At 46.0% G+C, this 15,698-nt stretch carries 15 protein-coding genes and 1 pseudogene; 13 read left to right on the top strand and 3 right to left on the bottom strand.

Annotation, left to right across the window (positions count from 1 at the left end; translation table 11 throughout):
* Nucleotides 1-32 precede the first annotated feature (32 nt).
* The 7 genes from FRZ54_RS11375 (at nucleotide 33) to FRZ54_RS11405 (ending at nucleotide 9,472) form a co-directional block, all read left to right on the top strand.
* The gene (locus FRZ54_RS11375; RefSeq protein ID WP_147031727.1) at nucleotides 33-3,155 is read left to right on the top strand and encodes a tetratricopeptide repeat protein; all 3,123 of its coding nucleotides are present in this window, start codon (nucleotides 33-35) and stop codon (nucleotides 3,153-3,155) included.
* Nucleotides 3,156-3,173: 18 nt separating this feature from the next.
* Nucleotides 3,174-4,970, top strand: coding sequence for a TonB-dependent receptor (locus FRZ54_RS11380; RefSeq protein WP_147031728.1), 1,797 nt, complete (start codon nucleotides 3,174-3,176; stop codon nucleotides 4,968-4,970).
* 33 nt (nucleotides 4,971-5,003) lie between these two features.
* A complete protein-coding gene (locus FRZ54_RS11385; RefSeq protein ID WP_147031729.1) occupies nucleotides 5,004-6,077 on the top strand; it encodes an HU domain-containing protein in 1,074 nt (357 codons plus the stop codon).
* Complete coding sequence (locus tag FRZ54_RS11390) at nucleotides 6,074-6,775, top strand: MotA/TolQ/ExbB proton channel family protein (RefSeq protein ID WP_147031730.1); 702 nt, start codon at nucleotides 6,074-6,076, stop codon at nucleotides 6,773-6,775. The genes FRZ54_RS11385 and FRZ54_RS11390 overlap by 4 nt, the downstream gene beginning before the upstream one ends.
* The gene (locus FRZ54_RS11395) at nucleotides 6,772-7,173 is read left to right on the top strand and encodes an ExbD/TolR family protein (protein WP_147031731.1); all 402 of its coding nucleotides are present in this window, start codon (nucleotides 6,772-6,774) and stop codon (nucleotides 7,171-7,173) included. Before FRZ54_RS11390 ends, FRZ54_RS11395 begins: the two co-directional genes overlap by 4 nt.
* A gap of 71 nt (nucleotides 7,174-7,244) precedes the next feature.
* Nucleotides 7,245-8,063, top strand: coding sequence for an energy transducer TonB (locus FRZ54_RS11400; RefSeq protein ID WP_147031732.1), 819 nt, complete (start codon nucleotides 7,245-7,247; stop codon nucleotides 8,061-8,063).
* A gap of 98 nt (nucleotides 8,064-8,161) precedes the next feature.
* The gene (locus FRZ54_RS11405) at nucleotides 8,162-9,472 is read left to right on the top strand and encodes a bifunctional folylpolyglutamate synthase/dihydrofolate synthase (RefSeq protein ID WP_147031733.1); all 1,311 of its coding nucleotides are present in this window, start codon (nucleotides 8,162-8,164) and stop codon (nucleotides 9,470-9,472) included.
* A gap of 30 nt (nucleotides 9,473-9,502) precedes the next feature.
* Here FRZ54_RS11405 and FRZ54_RS11410 read toward each other — a convergent pair whose 3' ends face one another.
* A complete protein-coding gene (locus FRZ54_RS11410; RefSeq protein WP_147031734.1) occupies nucleotides 9,503-9,976 on the bottom strand; it encodes a rhodanese-like domain-containing protein in 474 nt (157 codons plus the stop codon).
* An 89-nt stretch (nucleotides 9,977-10,065) separates the two neighbouring features.
* Complete coding sequence (locus tag FRZ54_RS11415; RefSeq protein ID WP_147031735.1) at nucleotides 10,066-10,560, bottom strand: lipocalin-like domain-containing protein; 495 nt, start codon at nucleotides 10,558-10,560, stop codon at nucleotides 10,066-10,068.
* Between the two features lie 107 nt (nucleotides 10,561-10,667).
* Between FRZ54_RS11415 and FRZ54_RS11420 the strand changes: the two genes are divergently transcribed.
* From FRZ54_RS11420 to FRZ54_RS24700, 4 genes and pseudogenes are all read left to right on the top strand, one after another.
* Nucleotides 10,668-11,030: a winged helix-turn-helix transcriptional regulator gene (locus tag FRZ54_RS11420; RefSeq protein WP_147031736.1), complete on the top strand. Its 363-nt coding sequence runs from the start codon at nucleotides 10,668-10,670 to the stop codon at nucleotides 11,028-11,030.
* A gap of 66 nt (nucleotides 11,031-11,096) precedes the next feature.
* Nucleotides 11,097-12,086: an L-glyceraldehyde 3-phosphate reductase gene (gene mgrA / locus FRZ54_RS11425; RefSeq protein WP_147031737.1), complete on the top strand. Its 990-nt coding sequence runs from the start codon at nucleotides 11,097-11,099 to the stop codon at nucleotides 12,084-12,086.
* Between the two features lie 185 nt (nucleotides 12,087-12,271).
* Nucleotides 12,272-12,582, top strand: a pseudogene (locus FRZ54_RS24695) (Gfo/Idh/MocA family protein); the annotation flags it as partial.
* Between the two features lie 78 nt (nucleotides 12,583-12,660).
* Nucleotides 12,661-13,245: a Gfo/Idh/MocA family protein gene (locus FRZ54_RS24700; RefSeq protein WP_228462725.1), complete on the top strand. Its 585-nt coding sequence runs from the start codon at nucleotides 12,661-12,663 to the stop codon at nucleotides 13,243-13,245.
* 97 nt (nucleotides 13,246-13,342) lie between these two features.
* Here the strand turns inward: FRZ54_RS24700 and FRZ54_RS11435 are convergent, their stop codons facing one another.
* Nucleotides 13,343-13,525, bottom strand: a complete 183-nt coding sequence (locus FRZ54_RS11435; RefSeq protein WP_147031738.1) for a DUF6496 domain-containing protein — start codon at nucleotides 13,523-13,525, stop codon at nucleotides 13,343-13,345.
* 86 nt (nucleotides 13,526-13,611) lie between these two features.
* On the opposite strand from FRZ54_RS11435, the gene FRZ54_RS11440 reads away from it, so the two are divergent.
* Nucleotides 13,612-14,487 (top strand): nucleoside phosphorylase, encoded by an 876-nt coding sequence (locus tag FRZ54_RS11440; protein WP_147031739.1) that lies wholly within the window; start codon nucleotides 13,612-13,614, stop codon nucleotides 14,485-14,487.
* Between the two features lie 98 nt (nucleotides 14,488-14,585).
* Nucleotides 14,586-15,659 carry a C39 family peptidase gene (locus tag FRZ54_RS11445; RefSeq protein WP_147031740.1) on the top strand — a complete coding sequence of 358 codons (1,074 nt, stop codon included), beginning with the start codon at nucleotides 14,586-14,588 and terminating at the stop codon, nucleotides 15,657-15,659.
* The last annotated feature ends 39 nt before the right edge of the window (nucleotides 15,660-15,698 follow it).

A 15,698-nucleotide genomic window follows, 5' to 3' on the forward strand; every position in this document is an offset into this window, starting at 1 on the left:
TATAATTACTTTCGCATAATATATCTCGCGCTATGAGCCAATTGAAATACGTTTACCTGTTTTTCCTGATACTTTTTACTGTTACCGCCAGCGCCCAGCAAGACCCATCATACCAGATATACCGCACTTATCATACCGCACTCGACCTGATGAGCAAAGGTAAGTATGTTGCCGCTGCCGAACAATTCCGCCTGGTGGAAAGGCCGCGTTTGGAAACAACGACACAGCCAAAATACGAATCGCAGTTATCGCTGGTAAAAGAGGATGCGCAATATTACGAGGCTTTTTGTGCATTGCAGTTAGGTAACGATGATGCCGAGAGCCTTTTTATGAAATTTATTAAGGACCATCCCGAGAACCCGCTTACCAAGCTGGCTTATTTTGATATCGGCAAATTTTACTTTAAACAGGGTAAATTCGAGGAATCGCTCAAATGGTTTGATAAAGTTTCGGCAGGCGAACTTAGTGGTAGCGAGAACGTGGAATATAAATTCCGGAAAGGGTATGCCTATTTTGAAACGAAGGATTTCGCGAAGGCGCAGCCACTGTTCAGCGAGGTGAAAAACACCAATTCGCCGTTTACTGTCGACGCAACTTACTATTTTGCCTATATCGCATACCTGAATAAGGATTATCACCTGGCGCTGGTGAATTTTGAACGGATAAAAACATCAAAAAAATACCAGGATAGCTATCCTTATTATATAACCGCTGTTTATTTCCTGGACAGGCGTTACAATGATGTCATAAACTACGCCGTACCGATACTGAAAACCACGCACCAGCAGCACGAGACCCAAATGCTGGATATTGTTGCGGCTTCCTACTTCGCGATAGCCGATTATAAAAACTCGGTTGTTTATTACGATCGTTTTGCCCAGCAGGACAAAGGCAAAACCCAAAACACACAGGACAGTTACCAGATGGGTTATGCCAATTATAAGATCGGCAATTATACCAAAGCTGCCCGCGAACTGGTTAAGCTGGTTGACCAGAACGACATTTACAGCCAAAACGGTAATTATACGCTTGGTAATGTATTCCTGAAACTCAATAACAAACAAAGTGCGCGCAATGCTTTCTTCGTTTCTTCGAAAATGAGTTTTGATCCGCAATTGCAGGAGGATGCTTTGTATGAATACGCCAAGCTGTCGTACGAGCTTGACTTTAACACCCAGGCGCTGGATGCTACCAAATTGTACCTGAAAAACTATCCCCGCTCGGCCAGGACCGACGAAATGAAGACCCTATTGGGTGAGGAACTGTTGAATTCACATAACTATAAGGAAGCCGTAGAAATACTGGAGCCGATACCGAATAAGTCGGCAAGCGCAAAGACAGCCTACCAGAAGGTGACCTACTACCGCGGACTGGAGTTTTATAACGAAAGGGCCTTTGAAAATGCAATAGGTATTTTCCTGCGATCGCTCAAGTACCCGATGGACAAAAAAATTCAGGCCCAAACTGTTTACTGGATGGCAGAGGCCATGTACGAAGTACGCAAATACAGCGAATCGGTTACCAATTTCGAGCGCTTTTTGGATATGGATGCTGCCAGCGACCTGCCAAATTTTAATTACGCAAATTACGGACTGGGTTATGCAGCTTTTGGTGCGGAACAATATCGTAAAGCAGCTACCTATTTTGAAAAGTTCCTTAGAGGCGGCGAAACCGATAAGAATACCATTAACGACGCTGTTACCCGGCTGGCCGATAGCTATTTTGTATTGAAAAGCTACGCGCAAGCCCGCGAATATTACGACCGGATAATAAATCAGCACAGCAAAGGCGAAGATTATGCCTTGTTTCAGCGTGGCATGATACAGGGTTTGCAGGGAAATCCCGACGCCAAGATCGGTACCCTGGGCGATGTGTTGAACCAGTTCCCTAATTCGGATTATGCAGACGATGCTTCGTTCGAGATAGCATACACTTATTTCCTGAAGGGCGACGGGACTACCGCCAAAGCCGACCTGCTTGCCATGATAGATAAATACCCGCGAAGCAGTTATATACCGAGGGCGTTGGTGACCATGGGCCTGATAGATTATAATGCAGGTAACGATGATCTGGCCATTGTATCGTTTAAAAAGGTGATAGCCGATTACGCATCTACCGACGAAGCCAAACAGGCGCTAAAGCAAATTGAAAAGATATATACCGATAAAGGTGATGCCCAAACATTTATAGCTTATGCCGCTACCACGCCTATCGGCAATTATACAGCATCGGAACAGGAAGGAATTATGTTTAATGCGGCAAACAGCTTGTACCTGCGCGGCGATGCAGCCGGCACCGTGCAAGCCGTAAGCGCTTATTTCGATAAATTCCCGACCAAGCCGATCTATGAGAAACAGGCAAGATTTATCCGTGCCGAGAGTTTAGTGGCTTTAGGCAAACCTAACGATGCGGTTGCTGATTATAACGTTATACTGAACGACTGGACCAGCGCTTATACCGAAAAATCGCTAATCAGCATGGCTAAACTATATATCGCGCAAAAACGATACAACGATGCCATAGTTTACCTGAAAAAACTGGAAACAACCTCGGAATATAAAGCAGATTATTCTTTTGCCATCAACAACCTTTTATTGTGCTACGCGCAGATGAACGCGCCGGACGACGCTTTAAAATACGCCAAGTTAATACGGGATTACGAGAAATCATCGCAGGAAGACAAGTTCAAAACAGGTTTATATGCCGGGTTGGCTTACCTGCAAAAGGGTGATACAACATCCGCAGTAAAAGAGTTTGAATATACTGTGGCCAACACCAAAACAATCGATGCCGCAGAAGCAAAATATAATATTGCCAATATCGAGTACCGCAAGCATCAGTATAAAACATCGCAAAAAACATGCTTCGACCTGGTAAAGGAATTGCCAAACTACGATTACTGGGTGGCAAAAACCTTCATGTTGCTTGCTGACGATTATGTAGCGCTGAAAGACGATTTCCAGGCCAAGGCTACCTTACAAAGTATCATTGACAATTATAAAGGTAACGACGATATCCTGCCGGCGGCCAGGCAAAAGCTTGACGCCATAAGCCCGGGAGGAAAACGGAAAGCGAAACCGGATACGGATCAAAAAACAGCGCCCGATACGACGAACGATGCCAAACCCGATACAACTAACCAGAAGGACAACTAAGCATAAGAGGACAGAAAGATGAAATTCAGATATATATACGCGCTTCTTGCCTTAGTAATGGTGTTTTTCCTTGCTCCTGCTAACGCACAGAACAAAACATCTAAAAAGAATACAAAAACAACAAAAAAAGCACCGGCGAAAAAGCCGGCAGCTAAGCCTGCAGCAACCACAGCAAAGACTACCGCGCAGGATACCACCCAAAAAGGTAAGCAGCAAAGCGGGGGCAGCTTGTCGGAAGAGATCATTGTGACGACGAATTACAAGCCGGTATTGGCCGATGCGGTTAAAATACGCCTTAACCCCGACCTGTCCGACAAGACGCCTTTTAAAGCGCCGCTTACTTATGTGACACTCGATAAACGTTTAGAACGCAACACCGATATCCGCCAGCTTGATCCGATGAAAATGCCGCCCGAGGTTGACTCGGTACCTTCCAATAATTATGCGAGGCTGGGCGTGGGCAACCTCAAAACGACCTACGGCGAACTTTATGTGAACAATGGCAAGGACGAGGCTTTGCAGATAGGCGCATTTGCCAAACACCTGGCGCAAAGTGGTTCCATCAATAAACAAAACGAAATGCGCGACGAGATAGGTGGTTTTGTTAAGGGGATAACGGATGATAACACCTTTAGTGCAAGGGTTAATTACAAACGCAGGGGTACGTATTTCTACGGTTTTGACGAACTTAATCCCCCGGGTGCATTTACACCGCAGAAACAGCATTTCAGCACCCTGAGCGGCGAGGCCGAGATCACTAAAAACTTTAAGGATGAACCCAATGCCTTTACTTACGCGGTGAAGGTTGACGGTTATAAATGGAACGACGCTTTCCAGGCCAGCGAAAACAACCTGGTATTGACCGGGTTCATCAACGAAACCGTAAAACAGTTCTATGCCGGGTTGAATGCCTCGCTCGACCTCGGCACCCAAAAGGATAGCCTTTACTCGTACAGCAACAGCCTCGTGCGGTTGAACCCGTACCTGAAGTTCCAGGGAGATTTTTATAAGATCGATGCCGGTCTGAACCTGGTACGCGAGTTCGGGTTTTCTTCACGTCCGTTTGTTTTCCCTGCCGTGAGGCTCGAATTGCAGGTAATACCTAAGTATTTGCGGTTATTCGGCGAGGCCAGGGGCGACGTTAACAAAGCATCCCTGCGCGACTTTTCAGACGAAAATCCGTTCATCGGTCAAAATATAACCATTATCAACTCTGTCGACAAACTGGACCTGAGTTTAGGTTTAAAAGGAACTATAGCACCCGGACTGGGCTTTAAGGCCACCGTATTCCGTAACAGTGTGAAAAACCTGCCGATGTTTGCCAATACCACATTTACCGGCACAAATAATAAATTCTCGGTTATTTATGATGGCGGCAATTCGAAGATAAGTGGTTTTAACGGCGAACTGGACTTCAGGGCATCAGAAGATTTCGACCTTTTTGGCCGTGTTGAGTTTAAAAATTACGAACTGACCACCGAGGCAGAGGCATGGAACCTGCCTAAGTTCAAGCTGACGACCGGGGCAACGGTACATATCACTAAACAGCTGACAGTGAACGGCACCTTATATTACCGCGGCAGCACGTTCGACCGTACTTATACTGCGCCGTTAACGCTTGGCGATCCGCCGGTCGTAAACGTGGTAACTATAAAAGGCTTTGCCGATCTGAACGGCGGCGTAGAGTATAAGATCAACAACCGCATATCGATATTCGGGCAGGTGAATAACATCTTAAATTCAACAAATCAGGTTTGGCTATACTATCCTAGCTACGGATTTAATATATTTGGCGGTGTCGGGTTTCATTTTTAACTGTTGGTGTTGCCTGATTTTTAATAAGTTGGGATGGATTTAGCCATTTATATAAACGAATTACTGGGCTTGCAAGGCGAGGTAAATGTGCCGGGGATAGGAGTTTTTTCCCAAAAGCGCGTTAATGGCTACTACAATGAGGCGGATGGTAAATTTTATCCCCCGCATCACGAGATAGTCTTCGATCCTGAACCGACTGAAGACAGTGGTCTGGCCGATTATATTTCGCAGAAAAAAAACATTTCGCCTGCATCGGCTAAGTATTTTATCGAAAAATATGCGGCAGGTATTCAGCAGGAAGCCTCGTCACAAAGTGCAACTATCACCGGCCTTGGCATATTGTTTTATGAATATTCGACGTTAACCTTTAAAGCCGATAAAAATGTGCAGGCTAATGACCCTGCATTTTATGGGCTTGCGCCGGTTGAGCCTTACAAGGCGACCGAAGCGGCTGTAGTGGAAGACGAGCCTTTAACGCAGGACGCAGCGCCGGTTGATGAGCAGGCGGAAGAGATCCCGGCTGCTGTTGAAACGCCGGTGTGGGAAGGACCGGCTGAGGAAGAGGTTTCGGATATCAACACAGATGAAGAGCAAACTGGTTATGAATATGTGGAGGAGGAACCCAGGAGCAGCGGAAGGAAATGGGTAGTGATATTGCTGGTGATCATGGTGCTGCTGCTGGCGTTTGGTGTCAGCTATCAATATAAGCCTGAATGGTTTGGCAAGAAACGACCGGTTGATACTACCATTATTATCAATGGCCCACCGCCGGCGCCGGTAAAAAAACAGGATACGGTTAAAAGCGCCGCGCCACGGGATACGACGGCGACAACTGCAGTTGTAGATACATTTGCGATAAGGCACTACGATATATTGGGAGGAGCCTTTAAATCGTTACCTAAAGTTAACGAGGCGTTGAAAAACTATGCAAGTCTTGGGTTGAAGCCGCGCCTGCTGAAACATGCTTTAAGGAACTACTATAAAATTACACTGGGCACCTATTTTAACAAGGCAGATGCTCAAAGGGCGCATGACAGTATTTTAAATATTACCGGGATAAATAAGAAATTCATTTACATACAACCATACATACCAAAGAAAAAATGATGCTATTAGCGCAAATAGTCGATACCACGCACAAATTGGTCGATACGGCTAAAAATTTACCACAAGTTGCAGCGCAGGACGATCTGCGGTTTGGCGATCTGCTGATCAAGGGCGGATGGATAATGCTGCCCATCGGTCTTTTGGCTGTGCTTGGCCTGGTCATATTTTTTGAACGCTATTTTACCATACGTAAGGCCGCTAAGGATGAGTCGAACCTGATGAGCCAGGTACGTACGAGTATACTCACGGGCAAACTGGAGTCGGCGATAGCTATTTGCCGCAACAGCAATTCGCCGCTGGGCCGTATGCTCCAAAAAGGTTTGCTTCGTATCGGCAGACCGATAAAGGATATCGAAGGAGCCATCGAGAATATTGGTAAACTGGAAGTATCCAAATTGGAAAAGAATATCAATATCCTGGGTATTATAGCCGGTATAGCGCCGATGTTCGGGTTTTTGGGAACGATTTACGGGGTCATCAAGATTTTTTATGACATATCCAAAACAGATAATATCAGTATGGGCGTTATATCCGGGGGGCTTTATGTAAAGATGGTGACCTCGGCCGCGGGCCTGATGGTAGGTATCGTAGCTTATGTATGCTACCACATTTTGAACATGATGGTGGATAAAGTTATATTGAAACTGGAGACCGACGCTATTGAATTTATCGACCTATTAGAAGAGCCAAGCAAATGAACCTGAGAAAAAGACACAATAGGATACCGGCCGAAGTTCAAACCTCGGCGATGAACGATATCATGTTCTTCCTGCTGCTTTTTTTCCTCATCGCTTCGGCTATAACCAACCCTAACGTAATTAAGCTATTGTTGCCGAAATCGTCCTCGGGGCAGGCAGTATCGAAAAAGACAATCTCGGTAACCATAACGCAGGACCTGAAATATACGGTTAACAACAAGCCCGTTAAAATAGAAGATATGCAGGCTACCCTGATGACGTACAAACAACAGACCGCGGAATTGACGATCGTTTTGGCCGTCGACCGCACCGTTTCGATACAGAACGTGGTGCAGATAATGGACATAGCGCAAAAAATGAATATCAAACTGGTTTTGGCAACGGAACCCAAGGGGTGAATTGTGAATAGTGAGTGGTCAATATTTCGTACCCCCGTTCACTATTGACCAGTGACAATTGACTAAAAGAAATGGAATATCAGCAACAGGAGGAAAATAATTACCCTAAAGCGTTTCTGGCTACGGGCATTATTATGGCCGTACTGATGGCGATGTGCTATTTTATTGTATTCACCAGTCCGCCGCCGCCCGAGATGGGAACAGGGGGCATATTGGTTAACTACGGCACTACCGACGAAGGTATGGGCAGCGATTACATGAGTACCGAAGAGCCTTCAAAAGCCGAAAAACCGAATCATACCAAGCCCACTAAAATAACCGAAACGCAGCCCACGCCCCAGAAAGCGGTTGAGCAGCAAAGCGATAAAAAGGTGGTTACGCAAAATACCGAGGATGCGCCGGAGGTGAACAGCAACCCCAAAGCGCATAGCACGGCGGTAGCTACACAGCCTGTTACCAAGCCGGCCAAACCCACACTTAACCAAAACGCGCTTTACAAAGGCAAAAGCACGGGCGGCGCGGGCGAAGGTGACGGTACCACGAACACCCCGGGCAACCAGGGCAAGCCAACAGGATCAACGCTGGCAAATAATTATAATGGCACCGGATCGGGCAATGGCGGTAACCTGCGGATGGACCAGCGTAGCTTCGTCTCGAGCCCAAAGGTAGAAGATAACCACCGCAGCACAGGCAAGATAGTGGTAGAAATACACGTGGACAAACAGGGTAACGTCATATCGGCGAAAGCGGGGGCAAAAGGCACTACGATAAGCGATTATGACCTGTTCCAGCGATGTGAGAACGCTGTTAGGAATGCCAAGCTGAACGCCCTTGACACTGCCCCCGACACACAAATTGGGTTTGTTACCTTTGTTTTCAAAGTGCAATAATTCAGTTTGCAGTTTTGAGTTCGCAGTTTGCAAAATCAAATTGTATAATTTTGCTCCATATTAATGGCAACTGCTTCCTGCAAACTGCCAACTGAACAATGGACTACAAAGCCACCCTCGATTACCTCTACAGCCAGCTCCCGATGTTCACCCGGGATGGCGCGTCGGCATTTAAAAAGGACCTGACCAATACCCTGGAGATGTGTGAGCGGCTCGGCAATCCTCAGCATCAATTCAAAAGCGTTCATGTCGGCGGTACCAATGGTAAGGGCTCGACATCGCACATGCTGGCGGCGATATTGCAGACGGCAGGTTACAAAACCGGGCTTTACACATCGCCTCATTTAAAGGATTTTAGGGAACGTATCCGCATCAATGGCGATATGATCAGCGAGCAGCATGTGGTTGATTTTGTGGCTGGTCATAAAACCGATTTTGAGGAGATAAAACCATCCTTTTTTGAGATGACCGTAGCCATGGCCTTTGATGCCTTCGCCAAGGAGAGTGTTGATATTGCTGTTATTGAGGTTGGATTAGGCGGAAGGCTGGATTCGACCAATGTAATAACGCCTTTGCTTTCGGTTATAACCAATATCGGATGGGACCATGTTAATATGCTTGGCGATACGCTGCAACTGATAGCAGGGGAAAAGGCAGGAATTATTAAACCTGGTGTACCGGTTATCATAGGAGAATACCAGTCCGAGGTTGCCGATGTTTTTACAACTAAGGCCGAACTGGAAAATGCCCCCATCGCTTTTGCTTCCGCGCTTTGGGATATCAGGGAAACTACCGTTGAAAAGCCGGGGCTGGACAGCATTAAAGAAAAGTTGGATTTTGTGATAGTCAAAAGCGATTCACCGCTGATGAATTATCATTTGCAACTTGATCTGCCGGGGACCTACCAGCTTAAAAATGTAAAAGCAGTTTTGTCGGCAGTAGGGGAATTGAGACACCAGGGCTTTGTTATTACAGATGAACATACCAGGGAGGCGCTGCGGCAAGTTAAAACGCTGACGGGTTTACACGGACGCTGGGAAGTGCTGAACCACCACCCACTAACAATTTGCGATACCGGCCATAATCCCGAAGGTATTACCGAGGTGCTGAAAAATATCCGCAGCGTTGATTACCATCGTCTTCATTTTGTGATGGGCGTGGTAAACGATAAGGACATTAGCAAAATACTGGCTATGCTGCCCGGTGATGCGATTTACTACTTCTGTAAACCAGACATTCCGCGCGGATTGGAAGCGGAGATACTCAAGCAGAAAGCAGAGAGCTTCGGGTTGCAGGGTAAAACTTATCCGTCTGTTTTAACGGCGTTTAATGCGGCACGGGCCAATGCCGGCGAAGACGACCTGGTATTTGCCGGCGGAAGTACCTTTGTGGTAGCCGAAGTAGTTTGACAAGGGCTAAATCGGCTAAGAGTTATGCCACTATTTTCCAAGCGGGTAACCTTTATCTATCCAGTCGGTCTTCAGGTTAGTCGCCAGGTCGAGCACTTTAATATTTGAAAATCCAAGCTTTTTCAGCTCAAGGTATGCCGGGCTTACATTGGGGCACTTCGAAAAAGGACAGCAACCGCAATAGATCACGATAGTCGTATTTTTGGGCAGGTCCTTCACCGTACTTCTCAATTTTTCCAGGTTTTCGGCATTACTTGCCGAACCGATATGCCTGGCACCTTTAATATTTTCCACTGCACCTATATTATATATCAGCGGAGTTGTGGTGCTGTTGGTCTTCAGATCGGCAGCTAATGCAGATGGTTCTATCAATTCGCTGCTTGTCCAGGGGGTCTTCAAGCCTAATAAAACATTGGGGTCTTTAGAAACCTGTGCTTTTGATGTAATACTTAATAAGATCAGTAGGATAGAAGGTAAAAACGGTTTTAAAAGATTGCTTTTCATATTTCAAAGGTACTATTACCGCATTAGTTTTTTGGCGGTATGGTATTTAATACCGGTAATATATAAAAGTAAACTAGTAGTTAGCTGTTTTATTGCTTTTCCCAAATAACTTCGCCGGTCGCTGCTCCGCCGGTTGTTGGTGACGGAACAGTGTATTTAAAAACCTTACCGTCAAACTCAAATGGCCTTACTTGCCTGGTTCCTTCCCAATTGGGGAACGAAGCATGGTCGATCATAAATGTAATAGTGTGTTTCGGGCTATCTAACACGTATCTTCCAAAATGGGAATTACTTCCTTGTACCGCCTGGCGGTTTTCTTCGTCTGTTCCCTTGCTTTTATCAGCCGATCCAAATTTTACCCGGTTCGCGCTTAATATTTGCAGGCTGTAATTGCCGGCCGCATCAAGTATCAGCATACCTTTTGGGTTTTCGCCGTAAAGATGTACCCTGCTGCCATCGGGCCTTATATTATCAACCACAAGCAAGGTATAAGTGCCCGCAAAGCTCTGTTTCATCATTTTGTTTTGTGCTTGTACAAAGCTGCACATCAGCAGGAAAAAGCTTAAAATCAATCTCGTTTTCATGCTTCAAAGCTATATTTGTGAAATGGGCGAATCAAGTATGCACAAAAAAGTAACCAGGTTACCAGATAGTTACCATGCTGATTGTTAGATAGATTAATTTTAATGGAATGGAAAAAAGAACCAAACATCCGGAGCCAAAGTGCGGCATTGACTATGCTTTTCAGCGTATCGGCGGGAAATATAAAGGGAGAATTTTGTGGCGGCTCCGTTTGGGAACCCTGCGCTATGGTGAGTTGAGAAGAACAGTTACGGGTGTTACGGCCAAAATGCTTACGCAAGCGCTGAGAGAATTGGAAGACGATGGACTGATCGAAAGAAAAGTTTATGTTGAGGTTCCCCCGAAAGTTGAATATTCTTTAACCGGACCGGGCCGGGAATTGCTCCCTTTTTTGGCGCAATTAAGGGATTGGGCAAAAGAACAGATGCTGGTAAATCACATCGAGGCTTTGCCGGGCTCTTTTCTGAAATAGGGAGTATTGAACAAACATTTTTTATATAAAAACCTTACTTTAGGGCGCACTAAATCAATTTCCAAAATGACCTGGCTTCCATCTTCCAACCGATACAAAAATATGATCTATCGCCGTTGCGGGCGCAGCGGCATAAAACTACCCGCAGTTTCGCTTGGGCTTTGGCACAACTTCGGCGGTGTGGATGTGATGGATAACTTTCGCAAGATATTACATCTTGCCTTTGACTGCGGCATCACCCATTTCGACTTGGCAAATAATTATGGTCCGCCCCCGGGTTCGGCCGAAGAAAATTTTGGTATACTGTTAAAAAAAGATTTCCGCGGCTATCGTGATGAGCTTATCATCTCAAGCAAGGCGGGCTATACCATGTGGGACGGCCCTTACGGCGACTGGGGTTCGAAAAAGTACCTGGTATCCAGTCTTGATCAAAGCCTGCAGCGTATGGGTTTGGATTATGTCGATATTTTTTATCACCACCGGCCCGATCCTGAAACGCCGCTTGAAGAAACGATGAGCGCGCTCGACCTGATCGTTCGCCAGGGAAAGGCATTATATGCGGGTATTTCCAATTACCCGGCTGATGAGGCCGCTAAAGCTATAGCCATATTGAAAAAGCTGGGAACGCCTTGTTTGATACATCAACCTAAATATTCCATGTTTGAGCGCTGGGTAGAAGGCGGTTTGATGGATGTACTGGAGCAGGAAGGTGTAGGTTGTATACCTTTTTCGCCATTGGCGCAGGGGTTATTAACGAACAAATACTTGCATGGAATTCCTGAAGACTCGCGCGCTGCAAAATCGACTGGGTTTTTGCAGGTGAGCCAGGTAACAGACGAAAGAATAACACAGATTAGAAAACTAAATGATATTGCCCTTAAACGCGATCAAACGTTAGCGCAGATGGCCCTGGCCTGGTTGCTGAAAGATCAGCGCGTGACTTCAGTATTAATTGGTGCAAGCCGCCCTGAACAGTTGGCAGATTCATTGAAATGTTTGGATAATATCGAATTTTCGTCGGAGGAGTTAGGGCAGATAGAAGGTATTCTGAAATAAATGGCGCGTTTGACTCACCCGACCGACGCTTCGCTGGGTCACCCTCTCTCCGCCTTTGGCGCAAAGAGGGTTTTGTAAATCGCGATAATTAAAAGTCCCTCTTTACGGCTTGCCGTAGAGAGGGTGGTTGAGTGAAATGATGACCGGGTGAGTCAACTATACGCCTTATAATATTTAAATAAACCATGAATAAAGTTAAATGGGGTATAATCGGTTGCGGTAACGTAACCGAAAAAAAAAGCGGGCAGGCCTATAATAAAGCGCCAAACAGCAAATTGGTTGCGGTAATGCGCCGCGACGCTGCCAAAGTCGCCGATTATGCCGCACGCCATCACGTGGACCGCTGGTATGCCAATGCCGGTGAGTTGCTGAACGACGCAGAAGTTACTGCTGTATCAGTGGCAACCCCCCCGCTTCGCATTTGGAATATGCCATTGCCGCGCTAAAAAAGGGCCTGAACGTTTATGTCGAAAAGCCGGTCACCCGGACCTCGCAGGAGGCACAGGCAATGGCTGACGCCGTGAGGCAATATAATGGCAAACTCACGGTCGCTCATTACCGCCGCGCGCTGCCAATGTTTCTTTATGTGAAGGACCTGCTGGCGAAGCATGTCATCGGCGACGTAAGGACCGTCCAGATCAGGATGTGGAAGAGCATAAAACCCGATCTGGTAGCCAACTCGGAAACTAACTGGCGGGTGAACCCTGAATTATCAGGCGGCGGGTATTTCCACGACCTGGCGCCCCACCAGCTTGACCTGATGCTTTACTTTTTTGGCGAACCGGAAAAATATCATGGATTCTCGTTAAATCAATCAAATACCTACCTTGCGGACGACCATGTTTGCGGCGAAATATTATTCAAAAACAAGGTGGTGGTCAACGGCTCATGGAGTTTTAATGTTGCCGAAAGCCAGTCCATTGATCTGTGCGAGATAATTGGTACTGCCGGAAAGATCAGCTTCCCATTCTTTGGTAATTTCGTAACCTGGGAAAATGAACAGGACAAGCAAACCATAACCTTCACTCATCCCGAGCATATTCAGCAGCCGATGATCGAGAAGATTGTTGCCTATTTCAGGGGCGAAGGACCGAACCCCTGCCCGATTGAAGAGGCGGTGACATTGATGAAAATATTGGATGCTTTCACGGGTAAATAAAAATGTCATTTCGAACGTAGTGAGAAATCTTATACACTATACAGAAGCGGTATCGCTTATATAAGATTTCTCCTCGTTCCTCGTCGAAATGACATAGCTATAAACTCTTCTTCTTCGGCACCTTAGCACCTTCTTCACGTGCCTCTGAAAGCCCGATCGCTATAGCTTGCTTGCGGCTGGTCACTTTTTTGCCGCTTTTGCCGCTTTTGAGTTTGCCCTCATGCATTTCGTGCATGGCTTTTTCAACTTTTTCTCCTGCTTTTTCTGAATATTTTGCCATGGTAGTATGTTTTAAGTAGATAATATTTCCTTAACAAATCAATGATAAAAACGGTTTTATTTGTATTGTTAATTACATTTACTTCGATGAACCGGATTTCTGAAACCGACCTGATACTTAACGCCGACGGCAGCGTTTATCACCTGAATTTATTGCCCGGCGATGTTGCCGGTACGGTAATAACCGTAGGCGACCCCGACCGGGTAGGAGAGGTAAGTAAATATTTTGATCATATCGAACTCAAAAAATCAAAACGCGAGTTTACCACACATACAGGTACTGTCGGTGGTAAACGGCTGACGGTACTGTCCACCGGTATCGGGACGGACAACATCGATATCGTGATGAACGAGCTTGATGCACTGGTAAACATCGATCTCTCAACCCGGCAGCCTAAAAAAGAAATAAAAAGCCTGGATATTGTCCGCATCGGAACATCAGGCGCCATACAGGCTGATATACCGGTGGATAGCCTGCTGGTTTCCGAAATGGCCTTCGGAATGGATACCCTGATGCATTATTATCAGCAAAGACTATCAGCCGTCGAACAACAGCTGATAAATGAATTTAAGGCAGCGTTACCAGGAATCCATCCCTTCACACCTTATGTTGCATCCGCCGACAGATCATTAATTGGTCTCCTTGCAAAAGGGCTTCCGCAAGGCATCACCATTAGCGCCCCCGGTTTTTATGCTCCGCAGGGAAGAGAGGTCAGGGCGAAACTCGCCACCGCCGGATTAATGGAGGCAATTCAAAGGTTTTCATTGGGCACCCAACATATCACAAATCTGGAAATGGAAACGGCCGGCATTTATGGCATGGCGTCCATTCTTGGGCACAGGGCCATCTCCTTTAATGTCATACTGGCCAACCGGATAACGCAACAATTCAGCATGCAGCCGCAGCAGATCATTGATGCTTCCATCCGCCAGGTATTGGAAAGATTGACCGTGCTGAAATAAGCTGATCTCACTTTTTGACATGCCAACTAAATTCTTAGTCATTTTTCTTGCTTAAGCCATTTTAGTTTTTATTAATTTTGACTAAAACGGGCTTTAAAATGAAAAAACGTTGCCTTATTCTGTCGCTTTTTGTCTTTGTTTTGCTTTTTTCTGCCTGCAAAAAAGACTCGTCAAAAGTAGTACAAAAGGCGCAAGGCGTTTCTTTAAACAAGGATCTCCTTACGTTTTCTATTGATGGTCAACTGATAGGCTCAACTATCGATACGGTCCGTCACGAGATACATGTTGTGGTATCCCGGAATGCGGACATGCATAAACTTGCAGCCAATTTTACGTTATCGCCCGGTACCAATGCGAAGATGAATAATGTCACTGCATCAACTGGCAGCGTTATTGATTTTTCTCAGCCTGTTGATTTTACGCTGCTTTCGGAAGATGCCAAAAATTCGCTCAATTTTAAAGTGTATGTAAGTACTGATCTGCAGTATTTTGGCGTACTGGGGCATGTACAGGCCGAAAACAGCCTCGATAGGGGATACAATTTTTATTACGACCAATTTGATGGCAGCCAGTACCAGGGTATCAATTGCGGCCCGACCGTGTCTACCATGGCCATTAAGTGGGCCGATTCAACTTTTACCAAAACCCCGGCTGATGCCCGCGCGAGGATACCCGAATCCGGCGGTTGGTGGTACACCAGCGATATACAGTTTTACCTGGCGCAAAATAATATCAATAGCGCAGTAGATACACTGGACAATGTAGCCGCCGTGGTTAAAAAAAGCATCGACAATGGTAACCTGGTGATCGTATGCCTTGATATGTTTAGCGTTCCCCTCAACGAAGCGGTTTATCAGCACGTTCAAAAATTTTATGATACGCAGTCGGCAGGCTGGGGGCACTTCCTGCTCGTTAAGGGATATAAGCAGACCGACGCTAATTTTTACCTTGAGATATACGATCCTTATTCGAACCACAACAAATACTCTGTTATAACCAACGGCCAACTGAAAGGCCAGGATCGTTATTACATCGATTACAGTATAAAATCTGCCACTTCTGTATGGTGGCCGTATGCTATCATCGTATCGCCAAAAGGGCAAACCATTACTTCTTCAAAAATTAAGCTCAACAGCCTGCATAAGCCGGTGCCTGTAGCCCGTGGCAAATGATAAGCGGTTTTCCAAAACTATTATTAGGGCGATGAGTTT

Origin of the sequence: Mucilaginibacter ginsenosidivorans (assembly GCF_007971025.1) — a bacterium.
In the GTDB taxonomy this organism is placed as follows: Bacteria; Bacteroidota; Bacteroidia; order Sphingobacteriales; family Sphingobacteriaceae; genus Mucilaginibacter; species Mucilaginibacter ginsenosidivorans.

What these genes read in the sequence shown, in the direction of transcription:
- FRZ54_RS11375 (WP_147031727.1), top strand. Translation starts at nt 33, where the DNA reads ATGAGCCAATTGAAATACGTTTACCTGTTTTTCCTGATACTTTTTACT.
- FRZ54_RS11380 (WP_147031728.1), top strand. Translation starts at nt 3,174, where the DNA reads ATGAAATTCAGATATATATACGCGCTTCTTGCCTTAGTAATGGTGTTT.
- FRZ54_RS11385 (WP_147031729.1), top strand. Translation starts at nt 5,004, where the DNA reads ATGGATTTAGCCATTTATATAAACGAATTACTGGGCTTGCAAGGCGAG.
- FRZ54_RS11390 (WP_147031730.1), top strand. Translation starts at nt 6,074, where the DNA reads ATGATGCTATTAGCGCAAATAGTCGATACCACGCACAAATTGGTCGAT.
- FRZ54_RS11395 (WP_147031731.1), top strand. Translation starts at nt 6,772, where the DNA reads ATGAACCTGAGAAAAAGACACAATAGGATACCGGCCGAAGTTCAAACC.
- FRZ54_RS11400 (WP_147031732.1), top strand. Translation starts at nt 7,245, where the DNA reads ATGGAATATCAGCAACAGGAGGAAAATAATTACCCTAAAGCGTTTCTG.
- FRZ54_RS11405 (WP_147031733.1), top strand. Translation starts at nt 8,162, where the DNA reads ATGGACTACAAAGCCACCCTCGATTACCTCTACAGCCAGCTCCCGATG.
- FRZ54_RS11410 (WP_147031734.1), bottom strand. Translation starts at nt 9,976, where the DNA reads ATGAAAAGCAATCTTTTAAAACCGTTTTTACCTTCTATCCTACTGATC.
- FRZ54_RS11415 (WP_147031735.1), bottom strand. Translation starts at nt 10,560, where the DNA reads ATGAAAACGAGATTGATTTTAAGCTTTTTCCTGCTGATGTGCAGCTTT.
- FRZ54_RS11420 (WP_147031736.1), top strand. Translation starts at nt 10,668, where the DNA reads ATGGAAAAAAGAACCAAACATCCGGAGCCAAAGTGCGGCATTGACTAT.
- mgrA (WP_147031737.1), top strand. Translation starts at nt 11,097, where the DNA reads ATGACCTGGCTTCCATCTTCCAACCGATACAAAAATATGATCTATCGC.
- FRZ54_RS24700 (WP_228462725.1), top strand. Translation starts at nt 12,661, where the DNA reads ATGTTTCTTTATGTGAAGGACCTGCTGGCGAAGCATGTCATCGGCGAC.
- FRZ54_RS11435 (WP_147031738.1), bottom strand. Translation starts at nt 13,525, where the DNA reads ATGGCAAAATATTCAGAAAAAGCAGGAGAAAAAGTTGAAAAAGCCATG.
- FRZ54_RS11440 (WP_147031739.1), top strand. Translation starts at nt 13,612, where the DNA reads ATGAACCGGATTTCTGAAACCGACCTGATACTTAACGCCGACGGCAGC.
- FRZ54_RS11445 (WP_147031740.1), top strand. Translation starts at nt 14,586, where the DNA reads ATGAAAAAACGTTGCCTTATTCTGTCGCTTTTTGTCTTTGTTTTGCTT.